Annotated in this window: 25 protein-coding genes; 10 read left to right on the plus strand and 15 right to left on the minus strand. The window is 42.2% G+C overall.

Translation table 11 applies throughout. The features are described from left to right. Positions 1-39: 39 nt before the first annotated feature. The 3 genes from OIZ54_RS19035 to ycaO form a co-directional block, all read right to left on the minus strand. Entirely contained in the window at positions 40-666 is a 627-nt protein-coding gene (locus OIZ54_RS19035) for a YceH family protein (RefSeq protein WP_055255385.1), read from the minus strand. A gap of 41 nt (positions 667-707) precedes the next feature. Next, positions 708-4,070 (minus strand): ATP-binding protein, encoded by a 3,363-nt coding sequence (locus tag OIZ54_RS19040; protein WP_264391061.1) that lies wholly within the window; start codon positions 4,068-4,070, stop codon positions 708-710. Positions 4,071-4,184: 114 nt separating this feature from the next. Beyond that, on the minus strand, positions 4,185-5,945 hold the full coding sequence (gene ycaO / locus OIZ54_RS19045; protein WP_138579759.1) for a 30S ribosomal protein S12 methylthiotransferase accessory factor YcaO: 1,761 nt from the start codon (positions 5,943-5,945) through the stop codon (positions 4,185-4,187). Positions 5,946-6,091: 146 nt separating this feature from the next. Here ycaO and OIZ54_RS19050 point away from each other — a divergent pair, with 146 nt between their 5' ends. The 4 genes from OIZ54_RS19050 (at position 6,092) to OIZ54_RS19065 (ending at position 11,222) form a co-directional block, all read left to right on the plus strand. Then, the gene (locus tag OIZ54_RS19050) at positions 6,092-8,377 is read left to right on the plus strand and encodes a penicillin acylase family protein (RefSeq protein WP_264391062.1); all 2,286 of its coding nucleotides are present in this window, start codon (positions 6,092-6,094) and stop codon (positions 8,375-8,377) included. A gap of 58 nt (positions 8,378-8,435) precedes the next feature. Further along, a complete protein-coding gene (locus OIZ54_RS19055; RefSeq protein WP_264391063.1) occupies positions 8,436-9,284 on the plus strand; it encodes an MBL fold metallo-hydrolase in 849 nt (282 codons plus the stop codon). Between the two features lie 88 nt (positions 9,285-9,372). After that, on the plus strand, positions 9,373-10,905 hold the full coding sequence (locus tag OIZ54_RS19060) for a bifunctional GNAT family N-acetyltransferase/carbon-nitrogen hydrolase family protein (protein ID WP_029773759.1): 1,533 nt from the start codon (positions 9,373-9,375) through the stop codon (positions 10,903-10,905). After that, positions 10,905-11,222, plus strand: a complete 318-nt coding sequence (locus OIZ54_RS19065; protein ID WP_004588993.1) for a DMT family transporter — start codon at positions 10,905-10,907, stop codon at positions 11,220-11,222. The genes OIZ54_RS19060 and OIZ54_RS19065 overlap by 1 nt, the downstream gene beginning before the upstream one ends. A gap of 81 nt (positions 11,223-11,303) precedes the next feature. On the opposite strand, the gene OIZ54_RS19070 is transcribed toward OIZ54_RS19065, so the two are convergent. Then, the gene (locus tag OIZ54_RS19070) at positions 11,304-12,182 is read right to left on the minus strand and encodes a DMT family transporter (RefSeq protein WP_264391064.1); all 879 of its coding nucleotides are present in this window, start codon (positions 12,180-12,182) and stop codon (positions 11,304-11,306) included. A 254-nt stretch (positions 12,183-12,436) separates the two neighbouring features. Here OIZ54_RS19070 and OIZ54_RS19075 point away from each other — a divergent pair, with 254 nt between their 5' ends. After that, complete coding sequence (locus OIZ54_RS19075; protein WP_054983708.1) at positions 12,437-12,820, plus strand: MAPEG family protein; 384 nt, start codon at positions 12,437-12,439, stop codon at positions 12,818-12,820. A gap of 73 nt (positions 12,821-12,893) precedes the next feature. Here OIZ54_RS19075 and OIZ54_RS19080 read toward each other — a convergent pair whose 3' ends face one another. The 3 genes from OIZ54_RS19080 to OIZ54_RS19090 all read right to left on the minus strand — a co-directional run bounded on the left by OIZ54_RS19080 (position 12,894) and on the right by OIZ54_RS19090 (position 15,281). Next, positions 12,894-14,105 (minus strand): TonB family protein, encoded by a 1,212-nt coding sequence (locus OIZ54_RS19080; RefSeq protein WP_264391065.1) that lies wholly within the window; start codon positions 14,103-14,105, stop codon positions 12,894-12,896. Positions 14,106-14,114: 9 nt separating this feature from the next. After that, positions 14,115-14,489: a BlaI/MecI/CopY family transcriptional regulator gene (locus OIZ54_RS19085; protein ID WP_004588989.1), complete on the minus strand. Its 375-nt coding sequence runs from the start codon at positions 14,487-14,489 to the stop codon at positions 14,115-14,117. A gap of 99 nt (positions 14,490-14,588) precedes the next feature. Continuing rightward, the gene (locus OIZ54_RS19090) at positions 14,589-15,281 is read right to left on the minus strand and encodes a pseudouridine synthase (RefSeq protein ID WP_264391066.1); all 693 of its coding nucleotides are present in this window, start codon (positions 15,279-15,281) and stop codon (positions 14,589-14,591) included. 90 nt (positions 15,282-15,371) lie between these two features. Here OIZ54_RS19090 and OIZ54_RS19095 point away from each other — a divergent pair, with 90 nt between their 5' ends. Next, the gene (locus tag OIZ54_RS19095; protein WP_264391067.1) at positions 15,372-15,677 is read left to right on the plus strand and encodes a DUF6482 family protein; all 306 of its coding nucleotides are present in this window, start codon (positions 15,372-15,374) and stop codon (positions 15,675-15,677) included. Between the two features lie 41 nt (positions 15,678-15,718). After that, the gene (locus OIZ54_RS19100) at positions 15,719-16,126 is read left to right on the plus strand and encodes a GNAT family N-acetyltransferase (protein WP_264391068.1); all 408 of its coding nucleotides are present in this window, start codon (positions 15,719-15,721) and stop codon (positions 16,124-16,126) included. 10 nt (positions 16,127-16,136) lie between these two features. On the opposite strand, the gene OIZ54_RS19105 is transcribed toward OIZ54_RS19100, so the two are convergent. From OIZ54_RS19105 to lptM, 8 genes are all read right to left on the minus strand, one after another. Next, positions 16,137-16,493, minus strand: a complete 357-nt coding sequence (locus OIZ54_RS19105) for a HopJ type III effector protein (protein ID WP_248452094.1) — start codon at positions 16,491-16,493, stop codon at positions 16,137-16,139. A 20-nt stretch (positions 16,494-16,513) separates the two neighbouring features. Continuing rightward, a complete protein-coding gene (locus OIZ54_RS19110) occupies positions 16,514-17,614 on the minus strand; it encodes a retropepsin-like aspartic protease (protein ID WP_264391069.1) in 1,101 nt (366 codons plus the stop codon). A 24-nt stretch (positions 17,615-17,638) separates the two neighbouring features. Next, the gene (locus OIZ54_RS19115; RefSeq protein ID WP_004588983.1) at positions 17,639-18,346 is read right to left on the minus strand and encodes an HAD-IA family hydrolase; all 708 of its coding nucleotides are present in this window, start codon (positions 18,344-18,346) and stop codon (positions 17,639-17,641) included. Between the two features lie 10 nt (positions 18,347-18,356). Next, a complete protein-coding gene (locus OIZ54_RS19120) occupies positions 18,357-19,301 on the minus strand; it encodes a tyrosine recombinase XerC (RefSeq protein WP_004588982.1) in 945 nt (314 codons plus the stop codon). Continuing rightward, on the minus strand, positions 19,298-19,909 hold the full coding sequence (locus OIZ54_RS19125) for a DUF484 family protein (protein WP_264391070.1): 612 nt from the start codon (positions 19,907-19,909) through the stop codon (positions 19,298-19,300). Before OIZ54_RS19125 ends, OIZ54_RS19120 begins: the two co-directional genes overlap by 4 nt. After that, positions 19,906-20,736 (minus strand): diaminopimelate epimerase, encoded by an 831-nt coding sequence (dapF, locus tag OIZ54_RS19130; RefSeq protein ID WP_004588980.1) that lies wholly within the window; start codon positions 20,734-20,736, stop codon positions 19,906-19,908. The genes OIZ54_RS19125 and dapF overlap by 4 nt, the downstream gene beginning before the upstream one ends. Positions 20,737-20,800: 64 nt before the next feature. Continuing rightward, positions 20,801-22,054 (minus strand): diaminopimelate decarboxylase, encoded by a 1,254-nt coding sequence (lysA, locus tag OIZ54_RS19135; RefSeq protein WP_029773748.1) that lies wholly within the window; start codon positions 22,052-22,054, stop codon positions 20,801-20,803. Beyond that, a complete protein-coding gene (gene lptM, locus OIZ54_RS19140) occupies positions 22,055-22,246 on the minus strand; it encodes an LPS translocon maturation chaperone LptM (protein WP_004588978.1) in 192 nt (63 codons plus the stop codon). 148 nt (positions 22,247-22,394) lie between these two features. Here lptM and cyaY point away from each other — a divergent pair, with 148 nt between their 5' ends. Genes cyaY through OIZ54_RS19155 form a run of 3 tightly spaced genes read left to right on the plus strand, consistent with a single transcriptional unit; the run spans position 22,395 to position 24,328 of the window. Continuing rightward, positions 22,395-22,718: an iron donor protein CyaY gene (gene cyaY / locus OIZ54_RS19145; protein WP_264391071.1), complete on the plus strand. Its 324-nt coding sequence runs from the start codon at positions 22,395-22,397 to the stop codon at positions 22,716-22,718. Continuing rightward, the gene (locus tag OIZ54_RS19150; RefSeq protein ID WP_024032069.1) at positions 22,715-23,371 is read left to right on the plus strand and encodes an alpha/beta hydrolase; all 657 of its coding nucleotides are present in this window, start codon (positions 22,715-22,717) and stop codon (positions 23,369-23,371) included. Before cyaY ends, OIZ54_RS19150 begins: the two co-directional genes overlap by 4 nt. 21 nt (positions 23,372-23,392) lie before the next feature. Beyond that, the gene (locus OIZ54_RS19155) at positions 23,393-24,328 is read left to right on the plus strand and encodes a DUF2914 domain-containing protein (RefSeq protein WP_264391072.1); all 936 of its coding nucleotides are present in this window, start codon (positions 23,393-23,395) and stop codon (positions 24,326-24,328) included. Positions 24,329-24,349 lie beyond the last annotated feature (21 nt).

Consider the following 24,349-nt stretch of genomic DNA (forward strand, 5'->3'; position numbering starts at 1 on the left):
TTTAAATAGGCTTACATTATCTGGTTTAGTGGTTATTAATTAAAGTCCTAAATGTGCTTTTATACGGCTAAGCTCGGCTTTTAGTTCCTCAATTTCTGCAAGTAACTCGTTAATTTCATCGTTTTTAACTTCTGCGACTTCTGTAGCTGGCACTGGGCTTGGCGCTACTGCTGGGTCAGCAAAAAGGTGCATGTAGCGACTTTCTCGTTTGCCGGGCTCGCGCTCAAGCTTTGTTACGTAGTCATCTTTTGCTAACGCGCTCAGGGCAGTTTCTACTTCGCTAACGTTTGTAAAGTCAGCTAGGCGAGCGCTGCGCGTTCTTAGCTCACCGGGTGTTTGTGCACCGCGTAACAGCAGTAAGCATATAATAGCCCGTTGCTGCGTGCTCCACTGTAAGCTACTAAATTCTGTATTACAAAAACGGTGATCGTATTTATTAACTCGTCCCGAAAGCCCTTCGTCTAGCGTTACAAGGCGCTGACTTATAAGCTCATCCAGTGTTTGTTGCACCTCACTTTCGCTCAAGTTTACAACCGGGTCTCGATTTGATTTTTGGTTACACGCATTCGTCAGTGCGTTCAACGACAGTGGATAATGCTCGGGTGTAGTGCTTTGTTTTTCTAAAAGGCAGCCAATAACGCGCTGCTGATTTGCTGATAAATGCATGGCTTTTCTTTATTAGTAAACAGTATTTTTAGCTTACACCTTTATTGTGTACCAAGCCATTGTTGTAATTTAGGCTCTAGTGCTGCGGAATCTAAAGGTTTGGTTAAATAATCGTTCATTCCTGCATCGAGGCACTTCTCTTTGTCGCCCTGCATTGCGTTTGCCGTTAACGCAATGATTGTAATATGTTTATTATGCTTGCCCGCTTTGCCTTCGCGTATAGCTTGCGTGGCTTGGTAGCCATCCATCACGGGCATTTGGCAGTCCATTAAAACTAACTGGTATTTTTTGTCTTGGCTGCTGTTTAGCTTATCTAGTGCATCTTGGCCGTTTTGTGCAATATCAAAGGTAAGCCCAACTTGTTTTAACAACGCTGAGGCCACCACCTGATTTACTTTGTTATCTTCTACTAAAAGCACTTGCGCGTGCGCTGATATTTCTTTGGGCTTTTCGGTTAACTCATTTTGCAGTTGTGCTTGGCGCTGTTGTTGCTCAATGTATTTATCGTTAGTGAGTGAATCAAATAAATCTGACGGAGTAAGCGGTTTAAATATCAGGCAGTCTATATTTATGCCAATGTTGTTATGCTCTTGCGAATAACTCATTGGTGCCATAACAACCAGTTTGCTTTGCTTGCTGGTTACTCGGTTTTTTAATGTATTTATTTGTGGGTGCGCAGCTTGCTCAAAAAAATGATAATCGACTAGCAATGCATCTGGCTGGGTATCGCAGTTATCAAAATAATTAATGATGCCGCTATAGTCATTTAAAATATTAACGTGTGCGCCCCATACGCGTAATTGTTTGGCGGCAATATTGGCGTTAAGTGTGCAGGCATCAATAATTAAAATATGTTTGTTATTAATTAAGTGGCTGGGTAAATCTTGCGCTTTAGTTAAACGTGGCTGTATTTTTATAGAAAACGAAAAAGTACTGCCTTCATTTAGCATGCTGGTTACGCTTACTTCGCCTTCCATGAGTTCACAAAGCTGCTTAACAATAGCTAGGCCAAGGCCTGTACCGCCAAACTGGCGGGTGGTTGAGGCATCGGCCTGAGTGAATGAGTCGAATAAAGTTTTTTGTTTTTCTGCGTCTATTCCTATGCCGGTATCAATAATAGAGCAATGTAAAAAACTGCCATCGGTGGTTTCATCTATCTGCGCGGTCACCAGAATTTGCCCATCAATAGTAAACTTAACGGCATTGCCAATCAGGTTATTTAAAATTTGACGCAACCTATTCGGATCGCTAATTATTTCGCTGATAGTAATTTGGGTGGCATCTAAAATGAGATTGGTATTATTTTGCTCCACTTTAAGCGCAAACGACTCAACAACTTCACCAAGTAATTTAGGTAAGTTAAATTGCACATTTTCTATATCAAGTTTACCTGCTTCAATTTTAGAAAAGTCTAAAATGTCGTTAATTATATTTAACAGCGACTGAGCTGAAGATTGTGCAAGCTCAATATGGTGCTCTTGCTGTTGGTTGAGCTGGGTGCGCTTGATAATATTTAGCATGCCCAGTACGCCGTTCATGGGGGTTCTTATTTCGTGGCTCATACTGGCTAAAAATTCACTTTTAGCCATTACTGCTTGCTCTGCAGCTTCTTTGGCGGTGACTAGCTGCTGCTCTGTTTCAATACGTTGCTGACTTGAATGCAAGCTGCCCACAAGGGCGGCTACGGCAATTAAAAAGCTTTCTTCGTTACGTGACCACGGGCGCATTGAAGCACATTGCTCAGCGCATACTATGCCAATGGTGCCATTTCCTGCCGGTATGATTGCGCACAGCATGGCATTAATATTGAGCGGCGCAAAGTAATGCGCTTTAAGGGGTTTTAGTAGAGGGTGATTTTGGGCATCACTGGTGCTAAACACAGCGTGTTTCTCTATGACTTCAAAAAAATCAGGTGCCTCTTTTTTAAGCCACACTGCATTATTATTACCCATTCTGTTTTCAATATTATGGGATGCTATAGGACTCAATGAGGTTTTTGAGCTATTAAAAAACCAAATACTGGCTTGCTCAATGTTTAGAGCATGGCAAATAGATTCAGTAATAACTTGTTTAGATTGGCTTAATTGGCCACTTAAAATAAGGTCGTTGGCTGTAAGCGACGCTAAAATTTCGTTATGTAGGGCAATTTTGCTGTTTTCAAGCTCAATACGCTTACGGGTATCAATATTTTGCAATGAGCCAAATATTCTTACACAGCGCTCGTTTTTGCGCTCGGCTTCACCATGAATAAGCACCCACATTTCGCGCCCTTCAGAGTCAATTACTTCAAGTTCGGCTTCATAACTTTTGCCTTCTTTAATTGCAGATTCAACTAGCTGAGTGATACGTTCTCTGCTTTCGCCTGCTTTAAAGTAATTTAAGTTTGTAGGCCAGGTAGGCTCTTTATTTAGCGGGTACTTAAATATTTTTTTGGTCATATCTGACCAATACACTTGTTTGGTTTCTAAATTAAATGACCACGCCCCAATTTGGGCAAGGTCACTCATTGCCTCCAGCATTTTTTCGTTTTGTTGCTGGCGGTTTAGCATTTTTAAAAAGAATAAGAACGCCCATATTAGTAATCCGCAAATAATTATAATGGCGATTCTAAGCGGCCATATAGTTGAAGGTGCGGGGCTCCAACCTTCTTTAGGGGCTACGTATAATTGCCAGCTTCCCCCTTGAAAATTAAGCGTAAAATCAAGCGGCTCTTGTGTGGTTATATTGTTATTGCCATAAAAAAACTCGCCTTTTTTGCCTAAACCATGACGCCCTTGAATAGCAATGTTGTAGTTTTTTTCAAGCTCTTTTATGCCTGAGTTTTTATATACTTTTTCAATGTCGAGCACCACCGATAACAACCCCCAAAAGCGGTTTTCAGGCGGAATATAAACAGGCACTCTGGCAATAAGGGCAATGTCGCCTTGCACTAGTTTAAGTGGTCCTGCCATAACAATAGTATTGGTATCACGGGCTCTAATGGCATCTAGGCGTTGGTTTTTGTTTTCTAAAAAGTTTAAGCCAATGGCTTTTTCGTTACCTTTTAGTGGATAAGACATACGAATTATCATGTCGGGCGCACCACCAATATGGCGCAGCTCACTGGAGGTATTAAACAAAGGCGCTGCAATTTGCTCAAACCGTGCTTGTTGTAACTCAGGTTCAGCTGATACAGCAACCGCTAATCCACGAACAAGCTGAATGTTTGATACCAAGGTGGCCTCTAGTTGTGCACGGTATGTACTTACTTGAGATAAAATTTGTAGGCGGTGGGCGTCTTTTGCGCGATTGTAGTTAATTCTATCTAACACAATGCTCACTAATATTATTAGCGTAAGCGATAACCAAAAGGTCAGCTTATAGTTGCTAATAGTGTTTTTTTTGTTGTTATTTTTTGGCGGCATTGGCTAAGTCATGCTGTTATTTTAGGCAATTTAACTATAGCTAATTTATTGTATAAATAAAAACGGCGCTGATAAATTAGCGCCGTTTTATTTTTATAATTAGTAGTTTAACTATTAAGCGTCGGTTACTTCACGTGCCCAATGGTTTTGCTTAGCGACATGTAACTTACGGTAACCATCAAGTAGTGCTGCATGCTTTTTAAAGCCTTCAAGCGATAAACCTGGGAAGGTTAAACCATTAAATAATTTACGGCCTTCTGCTATTTCAATAGCCAGCGTTACGTTATCGCTGCCAAACATTAAACCCAGTGCATCTTGGTAGTCGGCGTAGTCGCGCTCGTCATCGTATTTAATTTCAAGAATGGCTTTTAAACAACGGAAGTGACGCATTGCATCTTCGTTTACTTGGCCTGTGTGTAGTATCCAGTCTACCCAATCAATGGCTTCTTCGTTGCCTGCGGCTAAACATAAGTGCGCTTTAAGCTCACCAATACGCAGTGTATGCCAAGGTGTGTCGGCATCGGTGGCAAGGCCAATAAATTCAGCAGCACGAATAATATCGCTGTGGCCTGCTTCTTCTAGGCTGTCGTAAATGTCCATCCACTGCTGCGCATTGTACTGATCAAGCGATAGGAATGCTTCACGGAATTTAGCGCCTTCGTTGTTGTTACGCCAAATTAGTTCATCTACTGGGTAAATGTCTGACATACCTGGTACTAAAATACGACATGCATACACGTTTAAGTGTGTGTAATCCATAATGTAAATGTCGTGGCCCATGCTGTGAATTAAGTCAGTACAGAAGTTGTATTCTTGCTCTGTAGTACCGCTAAAGTCCCAATGAACAAAGTCAAAGTCAGCGTCAGCACGGAAAAAGTCATGCGAGATTAAACCGCTTGAGTCGATAAAGTGCAGCTCAATGTTTTCAGGCGTTGCAACTTCATCGTTATCAAAAGTAGCTGGTTGGAACACATCAAGTTGATCAAGGCGACGACCTTGTAGTAGCTCGGTAACCGTACGCTCAAGGGCAACTTCAAATGATGGGTGAGCACCAAATGAGGCAAACACAGAGCCATCAACAGGGTTAATAAGCGTTACGCTCATTACAGGGTATTTACCGCCTAGTGAAGCATCGGCAATACGTAAATGAAAACCATGGCTGCGTAGCTCTTCACACGCCTCGTGAATTTTAGGGTATTGCTTTACAACCTCTTCAGGGACGATAGGTAAACAAATACCTTCTGCGATAATACGGTTTTTAATGGCGCGCTCAAATACTTCTGATAGCCCTTGTACACGTGCTTCAAACTTAGTGTTACCTGCGCTCATGCCGTTAGAAACAAAAATATTACCAATTACGTTTACCGGAATGTATACGTCTTGGTTATCGCGTTGGCGTGTGTATGGCAATGTACAAATGCCGCGCTCGTTATTACCTGAGTTAAAGTCAAAAAGGTGTGAGGCATTAAGCTCACGCTCTGGGTCAAAGTAATCCCAAAGGCTTTCGTCCATTATGCCTTCTGGCACTTCATTGCCTTCAACTTTAAACCATTTCTCATTTGGATAATGAGTAAAGTCGCTGTTTGCAAATTCTTCACCTAGGTAAAAGTCGGCAAAAAAGTAATTACAGCTTAATCGTTCAAAGTATTCACCTAACGCAGAGGCGATAGATGCTTTATCGGTTGCGCCTTTACCATTGGTAAACATAACACCGCAGTCGCTGTCTTTTATATGAACTGAATAACAGTTAGCTACAGGGTTAAGCCAAAGTGCTTCTTCAACATTGATGTTTAGCGCTTTTAGCTTGTTTTGCATGGTAGAGATAGACGATTCTAGGTCGCGGTCTTTACCTTTGATAAATGTTTTTTCAGTCATATGAGTCTCAACTAGATCTGCACAAAATGTGGAATGGCTATTATCGTGGATTTTGATGTTTATTTCACCCTTTGCGAGTAAGAACATTATTATTTAATAAAACTATGGTTATTATATGTGCAACAAATGGTGCAAAGGACAAATTAATGTTTAAAGTAATCAAATGGCTAGTGTTACTCGTTGTGGTTTTAGGGTTAGCTGGTACAGCGCTTGTGTATGGCGTATTAAGTTTAAGTATGCCCACACTTGATGGTAAAGGCCAAAGTACAGCAATTAATAAGCCGGTTACTATTTCGCGTGATGCACTAGGGCAGGCGGTTATAAAGGCCGAAAACCGCAATAGCGCGGCATACGGGCTAGGCTATGCGCATGGGCAAGACCGTTTTTTTCAAATGGACTTATTAAGACGTAACGCCGCCGGTGAGCTTAGTGAGTTATTTGGTAAAGCGGCCCTTGGGCTTGATAAAAAAATGCGCTTTCATCAATTGCGAAAACGCAGCCGCGCTATATTAAACACCTTACCCGAAAGCGATAAACAACTATTAAACAGCTACACCCAAGGTGTAAACGAAGGGCTGGCACAAGTTGGCTTTGCAAGCTTTGAGTATTTACTTACAGGCGGAGCGCAAAAACCATGGCAAAGTGAAGATAGCCTATTAGTTATATTTAGCATGTACCTTGATTTGCAAAGTGCCACCTTTGAGCGAGATGAAGCTCTCATACATATTGAGCAAGCATACGGACAACACATGGTTGATTTTTTAACACAACCTAGCCAATACCAAGCAGCGCTTGATGGCAGTAAACTTGCCCCGTTTACAGGCACAATTCCTCAACTTCCAGAGCAAGCACAGCACACGGTTAAAAATATTCAGCCAAATCAAGAGCGCGGTAGCAATAACTGGGCAGTAACCGGTGCGCATACCCAAACGGGTGCAGCCATGCTCTCTGACGATATGCATTTATCTATGGCGGTGCCGGTTATTTGGTACAGGGCGCAGCTTAATTACACACAAAATGGCGAGCAAGCTCAGGTAACTGGCGTATCGCTACCCGGCGCCCCTGCTATTGTGGTGGGTACCAATAATAAAATTGCCTGGGGCTTTACTAACGGCTACATAGACACGGCCGATTGGGTTGCTTTAAGTAACGATAATAAAAGATGGCAAGTCAATGAGCCTATCGCACTGCCTAGTGGCGACGTGGACGATTACTCATTAACCATGAGCGAATACGGCCCAGTAAAATATATAAATAAACAGCCTTATGCACTTAGCTGGGCTGCACACCAACTTTATGCTGTAAACATGGACCTGCTGAAACTAGAGCAAGCCACTAGCGTAGATGATGCGCTAGATGTGGCAAGCGATGTGGGTATTCCGGTACAAAATTTAATGGTGGTAGATAGCCAAGGCAGTGCTGCATGGCAACATATTGGGGCTATACCGGCGCGTAAAACACCGAGTGAGCTAAGTGTTAATGCAAACGAATACTCACCCGACTGGCAGCAAAATGAGCATCAGCGCCCTTATGTTAAAAACCCGCAAAATGGGCGATTATGGACAGGTAATTCCCGCGTTGTGTCGGCCACTGATAATGCACGCTTTGGCAATGGCGGGTACGCGCTAGGCGCTCGCTCGAGCCAAATTCGTGATAGGTTATTTGAAAAACAAAGCTTTGCTGAGAGCGACTTTTACGCGCTACAGCTTGATAACCAAGCCCGCTTTTTAACGCCATGGCACACATTGCTACTTAATCAGCTTAAAAAAGACAAAGCCAAAAACGCACAGTACATAAGTGCACTTGAAAACTGGCAGCAATGCGCATGTGCAAGCTCGGTAGGTTATACCTTAGTTAAACACTACCGCAGCACATTAATTAATACTGTATTTGCAAGCATGGAGAACAAACTTAATGAGCAAGACGCCACGCTTAAATATGTAAAACGCGATCTAGAACCAGCTATATGGCAGCTTATTAAGGATAGACCGGGCTCATGGGTAAACCCTGAGTATAAAAATTGGGACGAGCAGTTATTAGGTGCATTTAGCCAAACAGTGACAGCACTTGGGGCTGAGTATGGGGATAACTTGCAAAATTGGCAGTGGGGTAAAGTAAATGCGCTTAATATTGAGCACCCGTTTGCTAAACAAATGCCCATACTGGCTAAGCTTTTAAATATGCCTGTAGCGCCAGCTTTTGGCGATAGCTACATGCCGGCTGTACAGGGCAAAAGCTTTGGTGCATCACAGCGCTTTATTGCCCAACCAGGGCATTTAGAAAACGCCATTATGGCAGTGCCCGGTGGGCAGTCGGGGCATCCGCTATCCGCGTTTTATCGTGCAGGCTTTAGTGACTACATTGAAGGTAAGCACACGCCTTTACTACCACAAACGCTAATACATCAAATAGTGATAGAGCCAGCACGATGAACTAAATTACAGTTAATCACGTTCTATATAATCATTAATAAATCAACAGAGAACTAAAATGAAAAAAATACTACCCGCATTAATAACAGGCTTATTACTTAGCAGTGCAACACATGCAGATGAAAACCCGGTCACGGCAGAAAGACTAAGCGACAGTGTGTATGTACTGTTTGGCCAAGGCGGTAACATTGCCGCAAGTGTAGGGGAAGATGGCATTTACATTATTGATGACCAATTTGCTAAGCTTTCAAACGACATTAAAAAAACCATTAGCGATTTAAAACCCGGTAGTGCGGAATTTGTAATTAATACGCATCATCATGGCGACCACACTGGCGGCAACGAAAACTTTGCCAAAGCCGGTGCGCATGTCATTGCGCACGACAACGTACATAAGCGATTAGAAGAAAAACACGGTGCAAACTCAGATTACCTGCCACGCATTAGCTTTGGGCACGATTTAAAACTGCATTTTAATAACGAACACGCCCATGTAGTGCACTACGCCCATGCACATACCGACGGTGATTCGGTGATATTTTTTAATAACGATAACATAGTGCACATGGGCGATATTTACTTTAACTTTGGCAGTTTACCGTTTGTTGATGTAGATAGCGGCGGCAGTGTTGATGGAATATTAGCAGCCGTAAATGACGTTATTAAGAAAATAGATGAGCGCACCATAGTGATACCCGGGCATGGGCCGGTAAGTGACCGTTCAGGGCTGGAAACGTATGCTAAACTTGTTAAAAAAGCCAAAGATTTAATGCTAAAAGCAATGCAAAATAACGCTAGCTTAGAGCAAGTACTAAAAGCCGATCCATTGGCAGAGCTTGGCCTTGAATACGCAGGCTGGTTGCCAAAAGAGAAAGTGACTACACTTTTTTATCGCAGCTTAAAGTAGTACGCGTAACGTAAAAAACATGATACAAAGCTGAGTGTACTTTAGCGTACATTCGGCTTTTATTTTATTATGCCCAAAGGAGTTGTGTATGTCGGCAGAAAAAACCCACCTAGAAATTTGTAACTTAACAAAAGAGCAGTATCCGCAAATTAAAACCTTAATGGATCAGGCTTATCCTGATTTAGGTGGCGCGTGGCCAAGCCATACTATTTTTAGATTGATAGATCAGTTCCCTGAAGGGCAAATAGGCATTGTAGATGATGGCGTGCTGGTGGGCTTAGCACTAAGCGTGCAAGTAGACTACGCGCGTTTTTCAAATCCTCACACATACGAAGACATAGCCGATGGGCACGACCGTGTATTTAGTGACTCCGACGGCGATGCGCTATACGGTTTAGATGTAGCAATTAGCGAAACCCACCGAGGCATGCGCTTAGGGCGCAGGTTATACGATGCCCGTAAAGAGTTGTGCCGCCAATATAACTTACGCGCTATTTTAGCCGGTGGCCGTATTCCGCGTTATTACAATCACAGCAGTGAAATGACGCCAATGGAATACATTGAAAAGGTTGACCAAAAAGAGCTTTACGACCCAATTTTAAGTTTTCAGCTTTCTAACGACTTTCAGGTAAAGCGGTTACTTAAAAAGTACCTGCCGGAGGATCAAGAGTCTGTAGGTTACGCCACCTTGCTTGAGTGGAATAACATAATGTACGAGCCAACCGATACCGTGCTCGAATCAACTAAATCGATAGTGCGTATAGGTGCGGTGCAATGGCAAATGCGCTGTGTAGAGTCGGTTGACGAAATGCTCAAGCAGGTAGAATACTTTGTAGATACGGTATCTGACTACAAAAGCGATTTTATATTATTTCCGGAATTTTTTAACGCGCCACTTATGGGTTTAGGCGATCAGAATAATCAAACCGAAGCAATCCGCTATTTAGCCGAATATACCGAAACATTTAAAAACGCGATGTCGCGTATGGCAATAGAGTATAACGCCAATATTATTACCGGCTCTATGCCACTTGCCGAAGACGATAAAATTTATAACGTAAGTTACTTATGCCACCGTAGCGGTAAAATAGACGAGCAGCGAAAAATACACATAACCCCGCATGAACAAAATGATTGGGTGATTCAAGGCGGCGACAAAATTGCCGTGTTTGATACCGATGCTGGGCGTGTAGGTATTCAAATTTGTTACGATGTAGAGTTCCCAGAGCTTTCACGCATATTAGCCAAGCAGGGGCTTGATATACTCTTTGTGCCGTTTTGGACCGATACTAAAAATAGTTATTTACGGGTTCGTCACTGTGCGCAAGCGCGCGCAATCGAAAACGAATGTTATGTGGTTATTGCAGGCTCAGTGGGTAACTTACCTGAGGTAGAAAGCCTAGACGTACAGTACTCGCAATCGGCAGTATTGACCCCGTCTGACTTTTCTTTTCCGCATGATGCAACATTAAATGAAGCCACACCTAATACTGAAATGTTACTATTTAGCGACCTTGATATGGATAAGCTAAAAATTCTTCATAGCGAAGGTACGGTGCGCAATTTAAAAGATCGCCGCGAAGATTTATACGACGTAATTTTGAAAAAGAGAGATGTTTAATGGCATGGGTTTATTTAGTCATTGCCGGCTTGCTTGAAATAGGCTGGCCAATTGGTTTAAAAATTTCACAAAACCCCGACACACGCTGGCAGGGTATAGTAATGGCAATTGCATTTTTAACAGCCAGTGGTTTTATGTTGTGGCTTGCACAAAAGCAAATATCAATGGGGACTTCTTACGCCGTATGGACCGGAATAGGTGCTGCGGGTACGTTTTTAGTGGGTATATTACTTTACGGTGATGCAGCCACGTTTGGCCGTATTGCTGGTGTACTCATGATCATTTGCGGTGTGATAACGCTAAAAATTAGCTCTTAAAAAGAGCGCTTAATACTCGCTTTAAACGTTATAAGCAGCCTATAGTAGCGCAGGTTTAAAAGCCTGCGCTTTTTTATGTTCTCAATTTGGCAACATCACCAAAACAGCGGCAATGGCTATGAGTATTAAGCCCGCGGTATCTTGTTTTTTAAGTGGCTGTTTTAACCAAAGTACAGCAATTAGCATGGTAAAAAATACCTCTACCTGACCAAGCGTTTTAACATACGCTACGTGCTGTAAACTCATCGCGCTAAACCAGCCAATAGAGCCTATACAGCTAAAAGTACTAATTGCGGCAGTGGTGCCTTTATATTGCCAAAGTTTGCCAACAGTGTGTGGCACTTTTAGTAATAAATAGCCAAGTAATATAAGCGTTTGTAGGCTTATTACAAACAGTAAAACCCATGCAGCTGAGTGTGGAAACAATAACCCTGAATTTAAGCTCGCTTCACGCACCCACAGCGATGTAAGGGCAAAGCTGGTACCACAGGCAAGGCCAAGTAACGCTGTTTTAGCATCAAAGTGTTTTACGCTGGTTATGCCGCTAAGTAAAAGCACCGCAATAGCGCCTAAAAATACACCCAGCCAACCAAGAAGGCTGAGCGCAGAACCAAAAAACAATACCCCTAAAATAGCCGCTACTAATGCCTCACTTTTAGCAAGCCCTGCACCTATGGCGTAATTATTCATTTTAAACAGTTTTACCATTAAGCCGGTGGCGAGTATTTGCATAACACTTGCGCCAATAACAAACCCCCAAAAGGCATTATTAAAGGTAGGCATGGCTGTGTCTTTATATTGATAAAGACCATACAAATACACTGCAGCAATAGGGCCGGCTAAAATAAAGCGCGAAAGGGTTACGCCAGCCACACTTGCATGTGCGCTTAATTTACTTTGTAGGGCATTTCGCCATGCTTGCATAAAGGCGGCTAAAAAAGTGAAAAAGATCCAAGTCATAGGGGTCGTCGGTAAAAAATAAGGTCTATAAGTTAACAATCTTTAGTTATTAAAGCGACGCATTAAGGGTGATAGTGAATATTCATCACCTGCGACATTATGCCGCACTGCTTTATAGGTAAACTTAGCTATAGTAAGTATGATGTTATTGTTTAGCCGCCTGCGTATGTCATAAAACGTGTTGGCGGCTTTTTTGTGTATGTGTGTTATATGTATTGGTTAAATAACTAGGTTTTAAAATAAGAGAATAAATTATGACAACATTAGTAGTATGCGCATTACTTGCTGTATTAATGCCTTATTTTGCAAAAATACCAGTGGCCATTGCGATGGCAAAGCTTGGCCAATACGACAATAAACACCCGCGCTCTCAACAAGCAAAATTAACGGGCTTTGGTGAGCGTGCGCTCGCTGCTCATCAAAATTGTTTTGAATCACTTGCAGTGTTTGCCGTTGCTATTGTGGTGGTATTGGGAACTAACTCGGTAAATGCAGTAACCGAAACCTTGGCGGTTACTCATATAGTTTCGCGCACTTTGTATTGCATTTTTTATTGGTTGAACTTAGATATTATACGTTCGCTTGTATGGTTTATTGGCTTAGGCACTGCCATTGCCATGATTGTAGTGAGTATTTAATTTTATTGTTAAAACCACAAAGCAAGCGGCCTAAAAGGGCGCTTGCTTTGTGCTCTTGCATCACTCATTAGCCTTAATGCGATACTTTAATTCGCTCTATTAAATCGGTATTAGCAACCTCACTGTTTATGGCAAAATCGAGCTGTACAAGTACATCATTAAAGCCTGACTCAGAGATTTTATACTCCCACTTTGCCAGCGCTTCTTTAGCTGATTTATCAAAAACGTCTGACGGCTTAGATTGAATGACACTAATGTTTTTTGTTCTGCCATTGGCGGCTATATCGTACTTTAATACAACCGAGCCGCTAATGCCTTGCTTAGCGGCTTGGGCTGGGTAGACAGGTTCAATGCGTATTGTTGGTGAAATATGATCCTTTTTCGTTATTTCAGTTTGGGGCTGTTTTGCAATGGCTAAACCGCTAAGCATGCTTGTTGCTATTAGCAGTAAGCCACCTTTGGCTAGGCGAGAGTGATTGCCACTGTGCTTTATATTGGTAAGTCGTTGTAACATGGTTTTTTTATCTCCGTAGAGTGAATAAGCCATTAGGCCTGCGGGCGTTGCTGCCGCACAGTTAACTAAGGCTTTGCTGTATAAAATGTGTTGGTGTGTGGTTTTATTGGCAAGTACCCGCTGATCACAAGTTAGCTCCTGCAAGCGTCTAAAGCTTGCGTAAGCCATCCAGGCGAGCGGGTTAAACCACATTAAAATAGTAGTCAGTAACAGCAGGGCATTTATTAGGTTATCTTTGCGTTTTATGTGCACAGCCTCATGCTCTAAAATAAGTGCCAAAGTGGCTTTATCAAACTGGGTTTTGTAATTACTAGGCAGTATGAGCTTACTTTGTAAAATACCCACCACCATTGGCGATGCAATATGATTACTGGTATAGGTTTTAATGTGTGAGGTTAGAGTGTGTTCGCTATTAATTAAATAATTGAGCTGCAGATTTTTTATAAAGCGAATATGCACAACAAACGCTATGCTAAACAGCACTAGGCTAACCACTACATAAAGCACGGCCCAATTTAGGCCTAAGTTATTAATAAGGGGTTGGTTAGGCGTTATTAAATAATGGCTAATGGCGCTATTTTGCAGTGGCTTAATGTTACTTGGTAAGTTTGCAACCAGTAACGATACGGGGATTAGGCATACTAATTTATACACAAAGCCTGGGCCAAGCAGCCTTAAACTAAAACGCTCACATATAATAAACCCGCCAAGCATTATGCTGAGTAATAATTGCTGCTCTAGTAACCAGTTAAACAGGGTTTGAATATCCATAGCCACTCCTTACTTTTGGTTTTTTTCCCAGTCATCAATGACCTTTTTTAACTCGTTTATATCTTGTTGCGAAAGCTGCTCTGACTTAGCAAACCCGCTTACCAGCGGCGCTATGCGGCCACTAAAAAAGCGCTCAATAAAGTTTTTGCTTTCTTTTAATGTGTAGTCGGCGCGCTCCATACAAGGGGTATAAATATATTGGCGGCCGTCTTTTTCAAAGGTCAGTGCGCCTTTTTTAACTAATCGACCCAGTAGGGTTTTAATGGTTTTTTCGTGCCATTGTTTGTCATCGCTTAAGCGCTCAATAATTTGGCTGGCGGTTGCTGGGTAATTAATCCAAAGCGCATCAAGCACGTCGAATTCTGCTTTTGATAACTCAATCATTTTATTGCCTACAAATGTAATCTTTAAGTTAAGACTACACCTGTAATCTATTTTTGCAAGGTTATTTTTTAACTTTTTTGTGCGCTATTTAAACGAAGGTTAGATTTTTGAAATATCAGTTTTATTAATTTGTATGTAGTGGTTTTCAGGGAGGTTTAGTTTTGAGAGGGCGAGTTCGCTAAATTGCACTCTAAATAAATCAATTACTTTAAAGCCACAGTAATGCGCCATTTTACGTATTTGTCTGTTAAGCCCTTGCTTTAAAATAATACTAAACTGGTTGTCAGCTATTTTTGTTACTTCACACGGTAAGGTTACTTGTTTATCTACGGGGATTCCTGCGGCCATTTTTTCACAAAACGCATTATTAATAGGTTTATCTACCGTGACTAAATAATGTTTCGGCTGGTGGAAGTCAGGGTGAATAAGTTGATTACAAAAATCTCCGTCGTTGGTCAAAATAAGCAATCCGCGAGAGTCTTTATCTAATCGGCCAATGGGGTAAACCCGAGTGTGGGTAGGTAAATGGTGAATAAGACTGGCGGGGTCATTTTCATTTAATTTGCAGTCAATACCTACAGGCTTGTGATACGCAAAATAAACTAAATCGGCAGCCCCTTTTACTGCTTGGCCATTAACTATTACGTCGTCTTGCTCATTAACGTGATCAATATGATTAGCAGGGCGATTATTTACCGTTACTCTCCCATCATCTATTAAGCGTGATGCTTGTTTTCGTGAGCACACACCAGCGTGAGCAATGTATTTAGCGAGTCGAATTTTATTGCTCATAAGCTTAAAAGGCAGTGATGTAATAATTTGATCGCGATTATAGCAAAGGTGCGTATCTATAAAGTTACTTTTTATTAAAAGGCGATTGTTATGGGTATGAAATTTTCTGAGTTAAAAAAGCACGAACCATTACAAAAAGTGGTCGCGCACTCCCTTGAAATGGCGCTCTATCAAGTGTCTGTCATTATAAATAACGTAGAGTATTACGTTGCTGAAGAAAATGGCGAGTTTGTTAAAGCGCTCAGCCCGCTGCATATTCAAAAACGTTTTGAAAAAATAGCCTACGCCGAAATGGTACTGCGCCATACTAGCGCTTACGATGAAATGTGCGGCCAACCCGAAAAAACATGCAGCAATTTGCTAGAAGTACCTTATGGAAAAAATAACCTTTTTTAATTAAGTTTGTTTGCTAGTATCTGCTTCTTTAAGGGCGGTACATGTATCAATTAAAAGCAGATAATACCGATGCGTTAAACTCAGCGCTTCGCACTAAAATAGTTGAATTTAACGCGCAGCATTTTGATGCGCAAAGAGTGCCATTAGGCTATAAATTTGTTGATGAGCAAGGTGAGCTTGTTGCAGGTATTAGTGGGTGTGTGTTTGGAAATTGGCTGATGATTAGTTGGCTTTGGTGTAGCGATATAGCGCGAGGTAATGGGCTTGCAGATAAGTTGCTAACGGCACTTGAACAATCAGCTATTGAACTAGGCGCAACAACTTCTCAGCTTGATACGCTAGATTTTCAAGCAAAACCTTTTTACGAAAAGCGCGGTTATAGTATTAAGTATCAACTTAATAATTATCCGCGCTCTGGGACGCGCTACTTTATGGAAAAGTCGCTTTAACTTTTGCTGTCTATTTTGCTTTTAGCGGCTCGCCTTCAAAGGTAACACCCAAAAATGGCGTTGCCTCTGGCGCTAACATAAACGTGCGAATGTTCATGTGATCATCGCCCTTAGGGTTTTGTAGTACGTCTTCGCGGTAAAACTTACCAAAGCAATCCAATGTATTTTGTTTACTTAAATCGTTTAATTTAGCAAACGCAAAAATTTTACATGAACCGTTGTTCTCACTTGCCGAGCTAAGTAAGCCGTGGTTATTAAATCCACACGCGGTAAAATCGTAATTAGCTTCTATTACCGCCATGGTATCGCTAAATTGTATGCTTTTAGGGTTGTCTGCAAGTTGCTGTAAAAAATCGTTTAGGGTCATGTTTTTTCCTTAAATTTAAATTATTTAGCACTTAACTCTAACTCATCTGTTTGCTGATTTATATTAAATTTAAATCGCGATAAAAAGTTCATTCCTAATAAACCTTGGCCGCGGGTGTTTTCAATACTGAGCACTTCAAAACCGTAAATAGTTTGCATCCCTACTTTAAACGACTCAATTTGGTAGCGTTTTACTCTAATTTGCCCATTCGCCGTGTTTACGGTTACATCGCCTAAATACAGTGGTCTGGGTGAAAGTTGGTTAAGCACGTCACTCGAAAGAGAAGTAATACTTGCGCCGGTATCTATCATTAGCTCTGTTTGGATTGAGCTATTTAGTTCGGTGCTAATTAAGTAATGTGCGCCGTAGGGGGTAAGCGCAATAAAGTCATCTTGCGATTGAGCTTTCTCTATCATTGCGTGTAAGGCAGTTACTTCGGCTTGTAGTGGGTGATTTGATGGCATGCGCTCAATAGTTGTTAAGGCGCTAATAAAGTCCTCTAGTTGATAATAAGCATGAGCGAGTGCGTATAAAAAATGGCTATTGTCGTTTTGATAGTCGAGCCAAATTTGAGTTTGTTCAATAATTGTTTGCCAATTTTGCTGCTCACTCAAACTATGCAGTTCGTTAGTCGTTAAATGCACAAGGCGCCTATCTACAGGGCCTTGCTGGTGCTTATTTAATAATGGGTAGAGCTCAAATAGCGCAATAATTGCGTTTTGCCGTTGCCCGCTTTTTACTAGGTAATCTACGTGTAAAGTGAGTAACTCGGTATTGTAAGGGTCTTTATTTAAAAGTGCATTTAACAATGACTGGCTAAGCGGTAGGTTTGTGTTTAGCCATTGCTTTAGTTGTGCTATCCACGAAGCGTATAAAGTATGTGCTTTTTTTGGAGCGCTTAGATTTAGTTGCTGATACGTATTTAGAGCATCATCAAATTTGTGTTGTGTAAATTGCTGTTGAGCTTGGCTGAGCAGGTTACTTTTTGGCGCTTTGATGCTCTTGCCGCTGTGGATATTTTGTGTGCCAACTACAGGCTGTTTTTGTGGCCACAATAAGTAAGCGTTTAGGCTAAGCGAGCCTATTAATAGCAAGGTAATTAGCTTGGTATAATGGCTCATTGCAACCTCTTCGTGCTATTTAGGCTATTTGATAAAGTGCGCTAAGGCATGAATATTCGCAATTTCAACATCGGCAAGGCCTTTGTAGTGATAAGCCGCACCTTGGTCGTTTAACCAAACCGATTGGCAGCCTGCATTATTAGCGCCTTGTACGTCGGTATCTAGGCTATCGCCAATGTGTAAAATTTCACTTTTAGCCACGTTTAAGTGCGCGGCAGCTTTATCAAACAGTGTACCGTGGGGCTTGGCTTTACCGTGCATACCAGCTTGCAATACTAGCGCAAATTTATCGCGTAAGTTAAAGCGCTCAATTTCAACATTGCCATTGGTTATTGCAACCAGCGTAAAGTGCTGGGCTAAGTTATCTAGCAGCTTTAGTACGTCGTCAGTTACCACTATTTTACTGCGCGCATCGGCAAAAGCGTTATAGGCAGCATCGGCATGATGCTCTACCTCTTGCTCATTTAAATCTAGCTTTGAAAGGGCTAAGCGAAGCGTATGTTGGCGCCATTTAGTTACATTATCAGCAAGCTCTGGTAACTGTAATACAGCCTCGTTGCGGCATTGTTGCCAGTATTTTGGGCCTTGTTGTAAGTAGCTGGGTAGCGCGTTTAAATAATCTTGCTGGGCTTTAACCGCGGCTTTTATTATAGGGTGGTTGTTATACAGGGTGTCGTCTAAATCAAAGCTCATAACTGAAAAAGGGCGAGGAGCACGATTAAATCGGATCATAATTACATTCCTAATCGGTTTGTTTTTTAGCGCGCGGATGAGTGTTGTCGTACACTTTTGCTAAATGCTGAAAATCTAAATGCGTATATACTTGCGTAGCCGATAAACTACTGTGCCCTAATAATTCTTGCACAGCGCGTAAATCGCCAGATGATTCTAAAATATGAGAGGCAAACGAGTGGCGAAGTTTATGCGGGTGCACTTGTGAGCTAATGCCTTGTTTTATTCCCCACTCTTGCATGCGTAAGCGAACTTGGCGAACCGAAATACGATTTTTTTTACTGCTTAAAAACACCGCCATTTCGTCAGGCTTTGCAAATTGCCCCCGTATGTTGAGCCAGTTTTTTAACGCTGTGAGCGCTTTGCGACCCACGGGAATGAGGCGCTCTTTGTTACCTTTACCTTTGACTAATATTTCGCCGCTTGCAGCGTTTATATCGCGTAAGTTAGTGCCAACCAACTCGCTAATACGCAGCCCAGATGAATACATAAGCTCCATCATAGCTTTGTCTCGTATGGCTAATGGGTCGTCGTCGTTAATCTCTAGCAGGCTTGCCATCTGATCTACATCGAGATTTTTAGGTAAAGGCTTAGAAAATTTAGGCCCTTTAATGCCTTGTGCCGGGTTATGATAATGCGCGTGCTGAGCAATGTTTTTGGCTTTTAAAAATTTATACAAACTACGAATGCAGCTTAATTTTAAACTAATGGTGCGCCCACTTAATTGCTTTGAACGAAGCGCCATGCTGTAGCGGCGAATATGCTCACCTTGTACGCCAAACCAGTCATCACATAATTTACTAAAATACAGGGCGGCAAAGTTTAGTTGGCTAACATACTGATTTACAGTGTGCTCTGAGTACTGTCTTTCGTACTTTAAATAGTCACTAAATAAATGAATGGGTGTACGCCAATGCTCACTCAATTGCTCAGTGTTAGGCGTCTCGTCGCTCATGCCAATTCCAACAGCCTAAGTTGCAATGCATGAACAAAATCAAGCACGAATAGGTTATCTTGTGCGGGTTCAAAATGGTTTTCATCATGGCTGCCAAAGGCCAATATAGCGACGGGTTTTTCAGCGCAACCAATAAGATAAATAGCAGAAGACTGCGTGTTTTCGCAAAATAATAGCTCACGCTCTTGCTGATTAACGCGTCCTAAGTAGTGCCCAAATTGGCTAAGGCGGTGCTCAATAAGCCCATCTAAAGTGTTGTTGTATTTAACCAACCTACACTCGCTAATGTGTGGGCTGGTACAAATAATATTGCGCAAATTTGCGGCAAGCGTATTAAAGTCGTAGTTTGTCCACAGTTGGCGGTGGCATTGGCTAAACAAGCGATATACTAGCTCATTTTGCGTAGCGTGTTCGCTCATACTGTGTATTTGATTTTTTAACTGAGTATTGTGCTCGCGCAATTGGCGCTGTTGTATGTGCACAAGCGAGGTGGCGCCTTGCGTTTTGTGATGTAACTCAAGTTGTGTAAGCAGCTCTGGCTGCTCTATTAAAAAATTAGGGTGGCGCGCTAAATACTCAGCGACTTGCTCTTTTGTTAGCTCGCTCATAAGGCAACTTGCCCATCAAATACATGCTCGGCTGGGCCGGTCATGCGGACAGGGTGGCCTTCGCCGCTCCAACGTACTTGTAATGTGCCGCCGGGTAAATCAACTTGTACCGTGGTGTTAAGTTTGCTTTGAATGTGGCCAATTACCATTGCTGCGCAGGCACCCGTGCCACACGCTAGGGTTTCACTAACGCCGCGTTCCCACACTCTAAGTTTAATATGATCTTGCGATACCACTTGCATAAAGCCAATATTGGCACGATTTGGAAAACGTTCGTGGTTTTCAAGCAGCGGACCAAGCACCTCAACTTGTGCGGTAGCTATATCGTCAACTTCTAACACGCAATGCGGGTTACCCATAGACACAGCGCCACTAAATACAGTGTGCTCTTGAGCTCTTATTATATAAGTTAGTTCTCGCTTGCTGGCTTTAAGCGGGATTTTAGCAGGCTCAAAATTAGGATGGCCCATGTTTACCGTCACTTGGCCGTCTTTTTCTATGTATAGCGTGAGGTTGCCCGACTTAGTCGAGACACTAATTTTGTGCTTGTTAGTTAAGCCTTTCATGCGCACAAAGCGGGCAAAACAGCGTGCGCCATTTCCGCATTGTTCTACTTCATTGCCATCGGCATTAAATATACGGTAATGGAAGTCGAGATCAGGGGAGTAAGGGGCTTCAACCATAAGTAATTGGTCAAAGCCAATACCAAAGTGGCGATCAGCCAGTTTTTTGATTTGATCGCGAGACAAAAATACATTTTGTGTAATGTTATCAATTACAACAAAGTCGTTGCCTAAGCCGTGCATTTTGGAAAAATTAACTAACATAGCGCTCTAATTCGGGTTTGCTCTGCGCTAATCATGCCACAGAGCAGCGCCTTAACAAAAACGTTTATGGTAAAATTTTCTCACCTTGATAAAGGCTCTCGATGGTTTCGCGTTGGCGAATAAGGTGGTGTTGCTCACCATCTACCATTATTTCGGCCACGCGTGGGCGAGAGTTGTAGTTTGAACTCATTGTAAAACCATAGGCACCAGCACTTCGCTGCGCCAATAAGTCGCCTTGTTTAAGGGCTAGCTCGCGATCTTTTCCTAAAAAGTCGCCGGTTTCGCACACTGGGCCCACAATATCAAAGTTATGTGTTGGTGTGTCGTCATCGCGCACCGATACAGGAATGATTTTTTGCCATGCCTGATAAAGCGAAGGGCGAAGCATGTCATTCATACCCGCATCGACAATGGCAAAAAATTTGTCCTGGTTTTGCTTAATAAACTCAACCTGCGTTACTAAAATTCCAGCATTAGCGGCTATAGCGCGTCCTGGCTCAAAAATAAGCTCAAGGTGTTTGTAATTGGCTAAGCGCTCGGTAACTTGCGCAGCATATTCACTTGGGTGAGGTGGCTGTTCATCATTATAAGGAACGCCTAACCCGCCGCCAATATCTAAATGAGTAAGCTCAATACCATTTGCTTTAAGCTCATCTATTAATGCCATTAGCTTATCAAGCGCTTCTAAAAAAGGTTTAACCTCAGTTAATTGCGAGCCTATGTGGCAATCTACACCAGTGACTTTTAGACCAGGTAAAGACGCCGCATGCTGATAAACGCTCACAGCCGTTTGAATATCGATACCAAATTTGTTTTCTTTTAAACCGGTAGAAATATACGGGTGAGTTTTGGCATCTATATCAGGGTTTACACGAATAGAAATAGGGGCTTCTAAATTTAACTCGCACGCTACCTCAGAAATACGCTCAAGCTCTGAGGCCGACTCAACGTTAAAACATTTAATACCTAACTTTAGTGCATAAGCAATTTCGTCGGCGGTTTTAGCCACACCTGAAAACACCACTTTACTGGCATCACCGCCAGCTTTTATTACACGCGCCAGCTCACCTTTAGACACTATGTCAAACCCTGAGCCTAAACGCGCTAATATATTTAATACTGCAATATTAGAATTGGCTTTAACTGCGTAGCACACCAAACTTTTATGATTTTTAGTGGCATTTGCAAAGGCTAAATAATGGCGCTCAAAAGTAGCACGCGAGTACACATAACACGGCGTACCATAGTGCTGAGCAATTGTGGCAATGCTGACATCTTCGGCAAATAATTGATTGTTTTGATAGTTAAAATAATCCATTTATTGCTCCTGCACTTGCTCGGTGTTGGTTTTTTTTACGGGCGTTGGCTGTGCCGTATTAGGGGGTGTGTTTTGCTCAGCCTGTTGCTCTGGTAAATACAAAGGCCCGCTTTGGCCGCAGCCAGCTAATGCACTTAGCAGTAAAGTACTTATATATAGTCGTTTTAATTGTAAGGTATGTGTCGCTTTCATTAGATTAATACGGTTGCTGGCTTTATAATCGCAGAGTAACAGAATATCTAAAAAATGCAGCTATTCGCGGATGATTTTATTCCTGTTACACTAGCTGTATATAAACCGTACCCAATATTAGGCAGCTCGCCTGCAAAGGAAAATTACAATGACTGAACACGAATATCACCAATTAGCCGAAGCTCTTATGTTCACAATTGAAGAGCAAGTTGATGATTGCGAAGCAGATTTAGACTACGAATCGGCAGAGGGTATTTTAGAAATAATTTTCCCTGATAAAAGTAAAATTGTAATTAACAAACAAGCGCCTTTGCATCAAGTGTGGGTTGCGACTAAATTTAATGGCCACCATTTTGAAATGCGTGACGGCCAGTGGATTGATAACCGCTCTGGCGCAGAGTTTTGGGAGTTTATGAACCAAGCGTCTACTCGCCAAGCTGGCCAAAAAATTAAGTGGCAATCAAGCTTATGAGTTTAGAGTTTGCACAATATCCAGCGCAAGGTGAGCACAAAGCCACTGTTATTTGGTTACATGGTTTAGGCGACTCGGGCGATGGCTTTGCTCCGGTTGCACCGCAACTTAACTTACCCAGTGAGCTTGGTATACGATTTATTTTTCCGCATGCGCCTATTCAACCGGTCACCATAAATGGTGGCATGGAAATGCGCTCGTGGTACGACATTAAATCTATAGAATTAGACAAACGTGCCGATGAACAAGGCGTGAGAGATTCAGCCGAAAAAGTGCAAGCCCTGATCAATCAAGAAATTGAAAATGGTATACCTGCCGATAAAATTATTTTGGCGGGCTTTTCGCAAGGGGGCGTGGTGTCTTTACATTTAGCGCCGCGATTTGAGCACAAACTTGCAGGTGTTATGGCGCTGTCTACTTATATGTGCGTGCCTGAAAAGCTAGCGCAAGAAGCAAAGCATACTGATTTAAATGTATTTATGGCTCATGGTAGCCAAGATAATGTAGTGCCGCATAGCGCGGGTAGAAGTGCGTTTGAAGTATTAACAGCACATAACATGGATGTAAGCTGGCAAGAATACCCTATGGCTCATCAGGTTTGCGCAGAAGAACTGCAAGCTATTCGCCAATGGTTAATTGCCCGTTTAAGCTAATTTGGAGCCGCTGAGGTCAATATGAGTCAAAAAATAGTTATTAAAGCAAATGTAAAACGCGAACCACAAAATAGTGTACCTAATGTAAGCTACGAGTGGCATTGGCGTCGTATTGCGAGTGTTTCTATGTTGGTAGCAATGACCTCGGCAGCGGTTGTGTATGGCTTAACTAGCTCGGTAAATGCCGAGCAGGGCGAGCAACCTAATGAGCAATCGCCGTATTCACCTTTAAGCGACAACACAGCAGATAATGTTGAGCCTACGGTGAGTGTAAATGACGAGCAAGCGCGCCCAAATGAGCTTATAAATGATATAGCAGATGTTGCGCCAGCGGTGCTTGAGGATGAAAGCGTTAATAATACTTCGTTAGCGCAAAGCAATAATGAGCAAACGGATATAGAGCCAATTGCGAATGTTCAAAGCAATCAAGTTTCTGTTATTGAGCAATCAGATACTGAACTCGCTGAGCCTATCGCTAATCAGCCGCTTACAAGCACGCAGTTAAGCGCATCACCCAATGAACAGTTCACAGATATTGAAAACGACGACGGTTCGCTAACTAGCAGTGAAGGTTTTTCATCTAATGCGCACATTGCCAGTGTTGCGTTAGGCGCACAAATTGATACAGGTAAAATTAGTCGTGCAGTGCTTACTCGCAAAGTAAGTAAGCGCGAGCCCACTAATGTATTTGCTGCAGATATCCGCTTAAATCAGTTTGAAGAGGCGCTTTCGTTTTTTAGTGAGCTTAAAAACCTACAAGGCCAACAAGTAAAGCATGTATGGTCTTATGAGGGTGAAACCATGGCTGAGATTTCGCTTAATGTTACCTCGCCGCGCTACAGAACGTACTCAACCAAAAATATTATGAATACACAAACAGGCCATTGGCGTGTAGATGTTGTTGATGAGCAAGGTAATTTAATTGCTCAAAAAGAATTTAGAATTTTAGCTAATTAAGCTTGGCTATTAGCTGTAACT

The organism is Pseudoalteromonas sp. A3, assembly GCF_025942345.1.
GTDB lineage: Bacteria > Pseudomonadota > Gammaproteobacteria > Enterobacterales > Alteromonadaceae > Pseudoalteromonas > Pseudoalteromonas atlantica.

What these genes read in the sequence shown, in the direction of transcription:
- OIZ54_RS19035 (WP_055255385.1), bottom strand. Translation starts at nt 666, where the DNA reads ATGCATTTATCAGCAAATCAGCAGCGCGTTATTGGCTGCCTTTTAGAA.
- OIZ54_RS19040 (WP_264391061.1), bottom strand. Translation starts at nt 4,070, where the DNA reads ATGCCGCCAAAAAATAACAACAAAAAAAACACTATTAGCAACTATAAG.
- ycaO (WP_138579759.1), bottom strand. Translation starts at nt 5,945, where the DNA reads ATGACTGAAAAAACATTTATCAAAGGTAAAGACCGCGACCTAGAATCG.
- OIZ54_RS19050 (WP_264391062.1), top strand. Translation starts at nt 6,092, where the DNA reads ATGTTTAAAGTAATCAAATGGCTAGTGTTACTCGTTGTGGTTTTAGGG.
- OIZ54_RS19055 (WP_264391063.1), top strand. Translation starts at nt 8,436, where the DNA reads ATGAAAAAAATACTACCCGCATTAATAACAGGCTTATTACTTAGCAGT.
- OIZ54_RS19060 (WP_029773759.1), top strand. Translation starts at nt 9,373, where the DNA reads ATGTCGGCAGAAAAAACCCACCTAGAAATTTGTAACTTAACAAAAGAG.
- OIZ54_RS19065 (WP_004588993.1), top strand. Translation starts at nt 10,905, where the DNA reads ATGGCATGGGTTTATTTAGTCATTGCCGGCTTGCTTGAAATAGGCTGG.
- OIZ54_RS19070 (WP_264391064.1), bottom strand. Translation starts at nt 12,182, where the DNA reads ATGACTTGGATCTTTTTCACTTTTTTAGCCGCCTTTATGCAAGCATGG.
- OIZ54_RS19075 (WP_054983708.1), top strand. Translation starts at nt 12,437, where the DNA reads ATGACAACATTAGTAGTATGCGCATTACTTGCTGTATTAATGCCTTAT.
- OIZ54_RS19080 (WP_264391065.1), bottom strand. Translation starts at nt 14,105, where the DNA reads ATGGATATTCAAACCCTGTTTAACTGGTTACTAGAGCAGCAATTATTA.
- OIZ54_RS19085 (WP_004588989.1), bottom strand. Translation starts at nt 14,489, where the DNA reads ATGATTGAGTTATCAAAAGCAGAATTCGACGTGCTTGATGCGCTTTGG.
- OIZ54_RS19090 (WP_264391066.1), bottom strand. Translation starts at nt 15,281, where the DNA reads ATGAGCAATAAAATTCGACTCGCTAAATACATTGCTCACGCTGGTGTG.
- OIZ54_RS19095 (WP_264391067.1), top strand. Translation starts at nt 15,372, where the DNA reads ATGGGTATGAAATTTTCTGAGTTAAAAAAGCACGAACCATTACAAAAA.
- OIZ54_RS19100 (WP_264391068.1), top strand. Translation starts at nt 15,719, where the DNA reads ATGTATCAATTAAAAGCAGATAATACCGATGCGTTAAACTCAGCGCTT.
- OIZ54_RS19105 (WP_248452094.1), bottom strand. Translation starts at nt 16,493, where the DNA reads ATGACCCTAAACGATTTTTTACAGCAACTTGCAGACAACCCTAAAAGC.
- OIZ54_RS19110 (WP_264391069.1), bottom strand. Translation starts at nt 17,614, where the DNA reads ATGAGCCATTATACCAAGCTAATTACCTTGCTATTAATAGGCTCGCTT.
- OIZ54_RS19115 (WP_004588983.1), bottom strand. Translation starts at nt 18,346, where the DNA reads ATGATCCGATTTAATCGTGCTCCTCGCCCTTTTTCAGTTATGAGCTTT.
- OIZ54_RS19120 (WP_004588982.1), bottom strand. Translation starts at nt 19,301, where the DNA reads ATGAGCGACGAGACGCCTAACACTGAGCAATTGAGTGAGCATTGGCGT.
- OIZ54_RS19125 (WP_264391070.1), bottom strand. Translation starts at nt 19,909, where the DNA reads ATGAGCGAGCTAACAAAAGAGCAAGTCGCTGAGTATTTAGCGCGCCAC.
- dapF (WP_004588980.1), bottom strand. Translation starts at nt 20,736, where the DNA reads ATGTTAGTTAATTTTTCCAAAATGCACGGCTTAGGCAACGACTTTGTT.
- lysA (WP_029773748.1), bottom strand. Translation starts at nt 22,054, where the DNA reads ATGGATTATTTTAACTATCAAAACAATCAATTATTTGCCGAAGATGTC.
- lptM (WP_004588978.1), bottom strand. Translation starts at nt 22,246, where the DNA reads ATGAAAGCGACACATACCTTACAATTAAAACGACTATATATAAGTACT.
- cyaY (WP_264391071.1), top strand. Translation starts at nt 22,395, where the DNA reads ATGACTGAACACGAATATCACCAATTAGCCGAAGCTCTTATGTTCACA.
- OIZ54_RS19150 (WP_024032069.1), top strand. Translation starts at nt 22,715, where the DNA reads ATGAGTTTAGAGTTTGCACAATATCCAGCGCAAGGTGAGCACAAAGCC.
- OIZ54_RS19155 (WP_264391072.1), top strand. Translation starts at nt 23,393, where the DNA reads ATGAGTCAAAAAATAGTTATTAAAGCAAATGTAAAACGCGAACCACAA.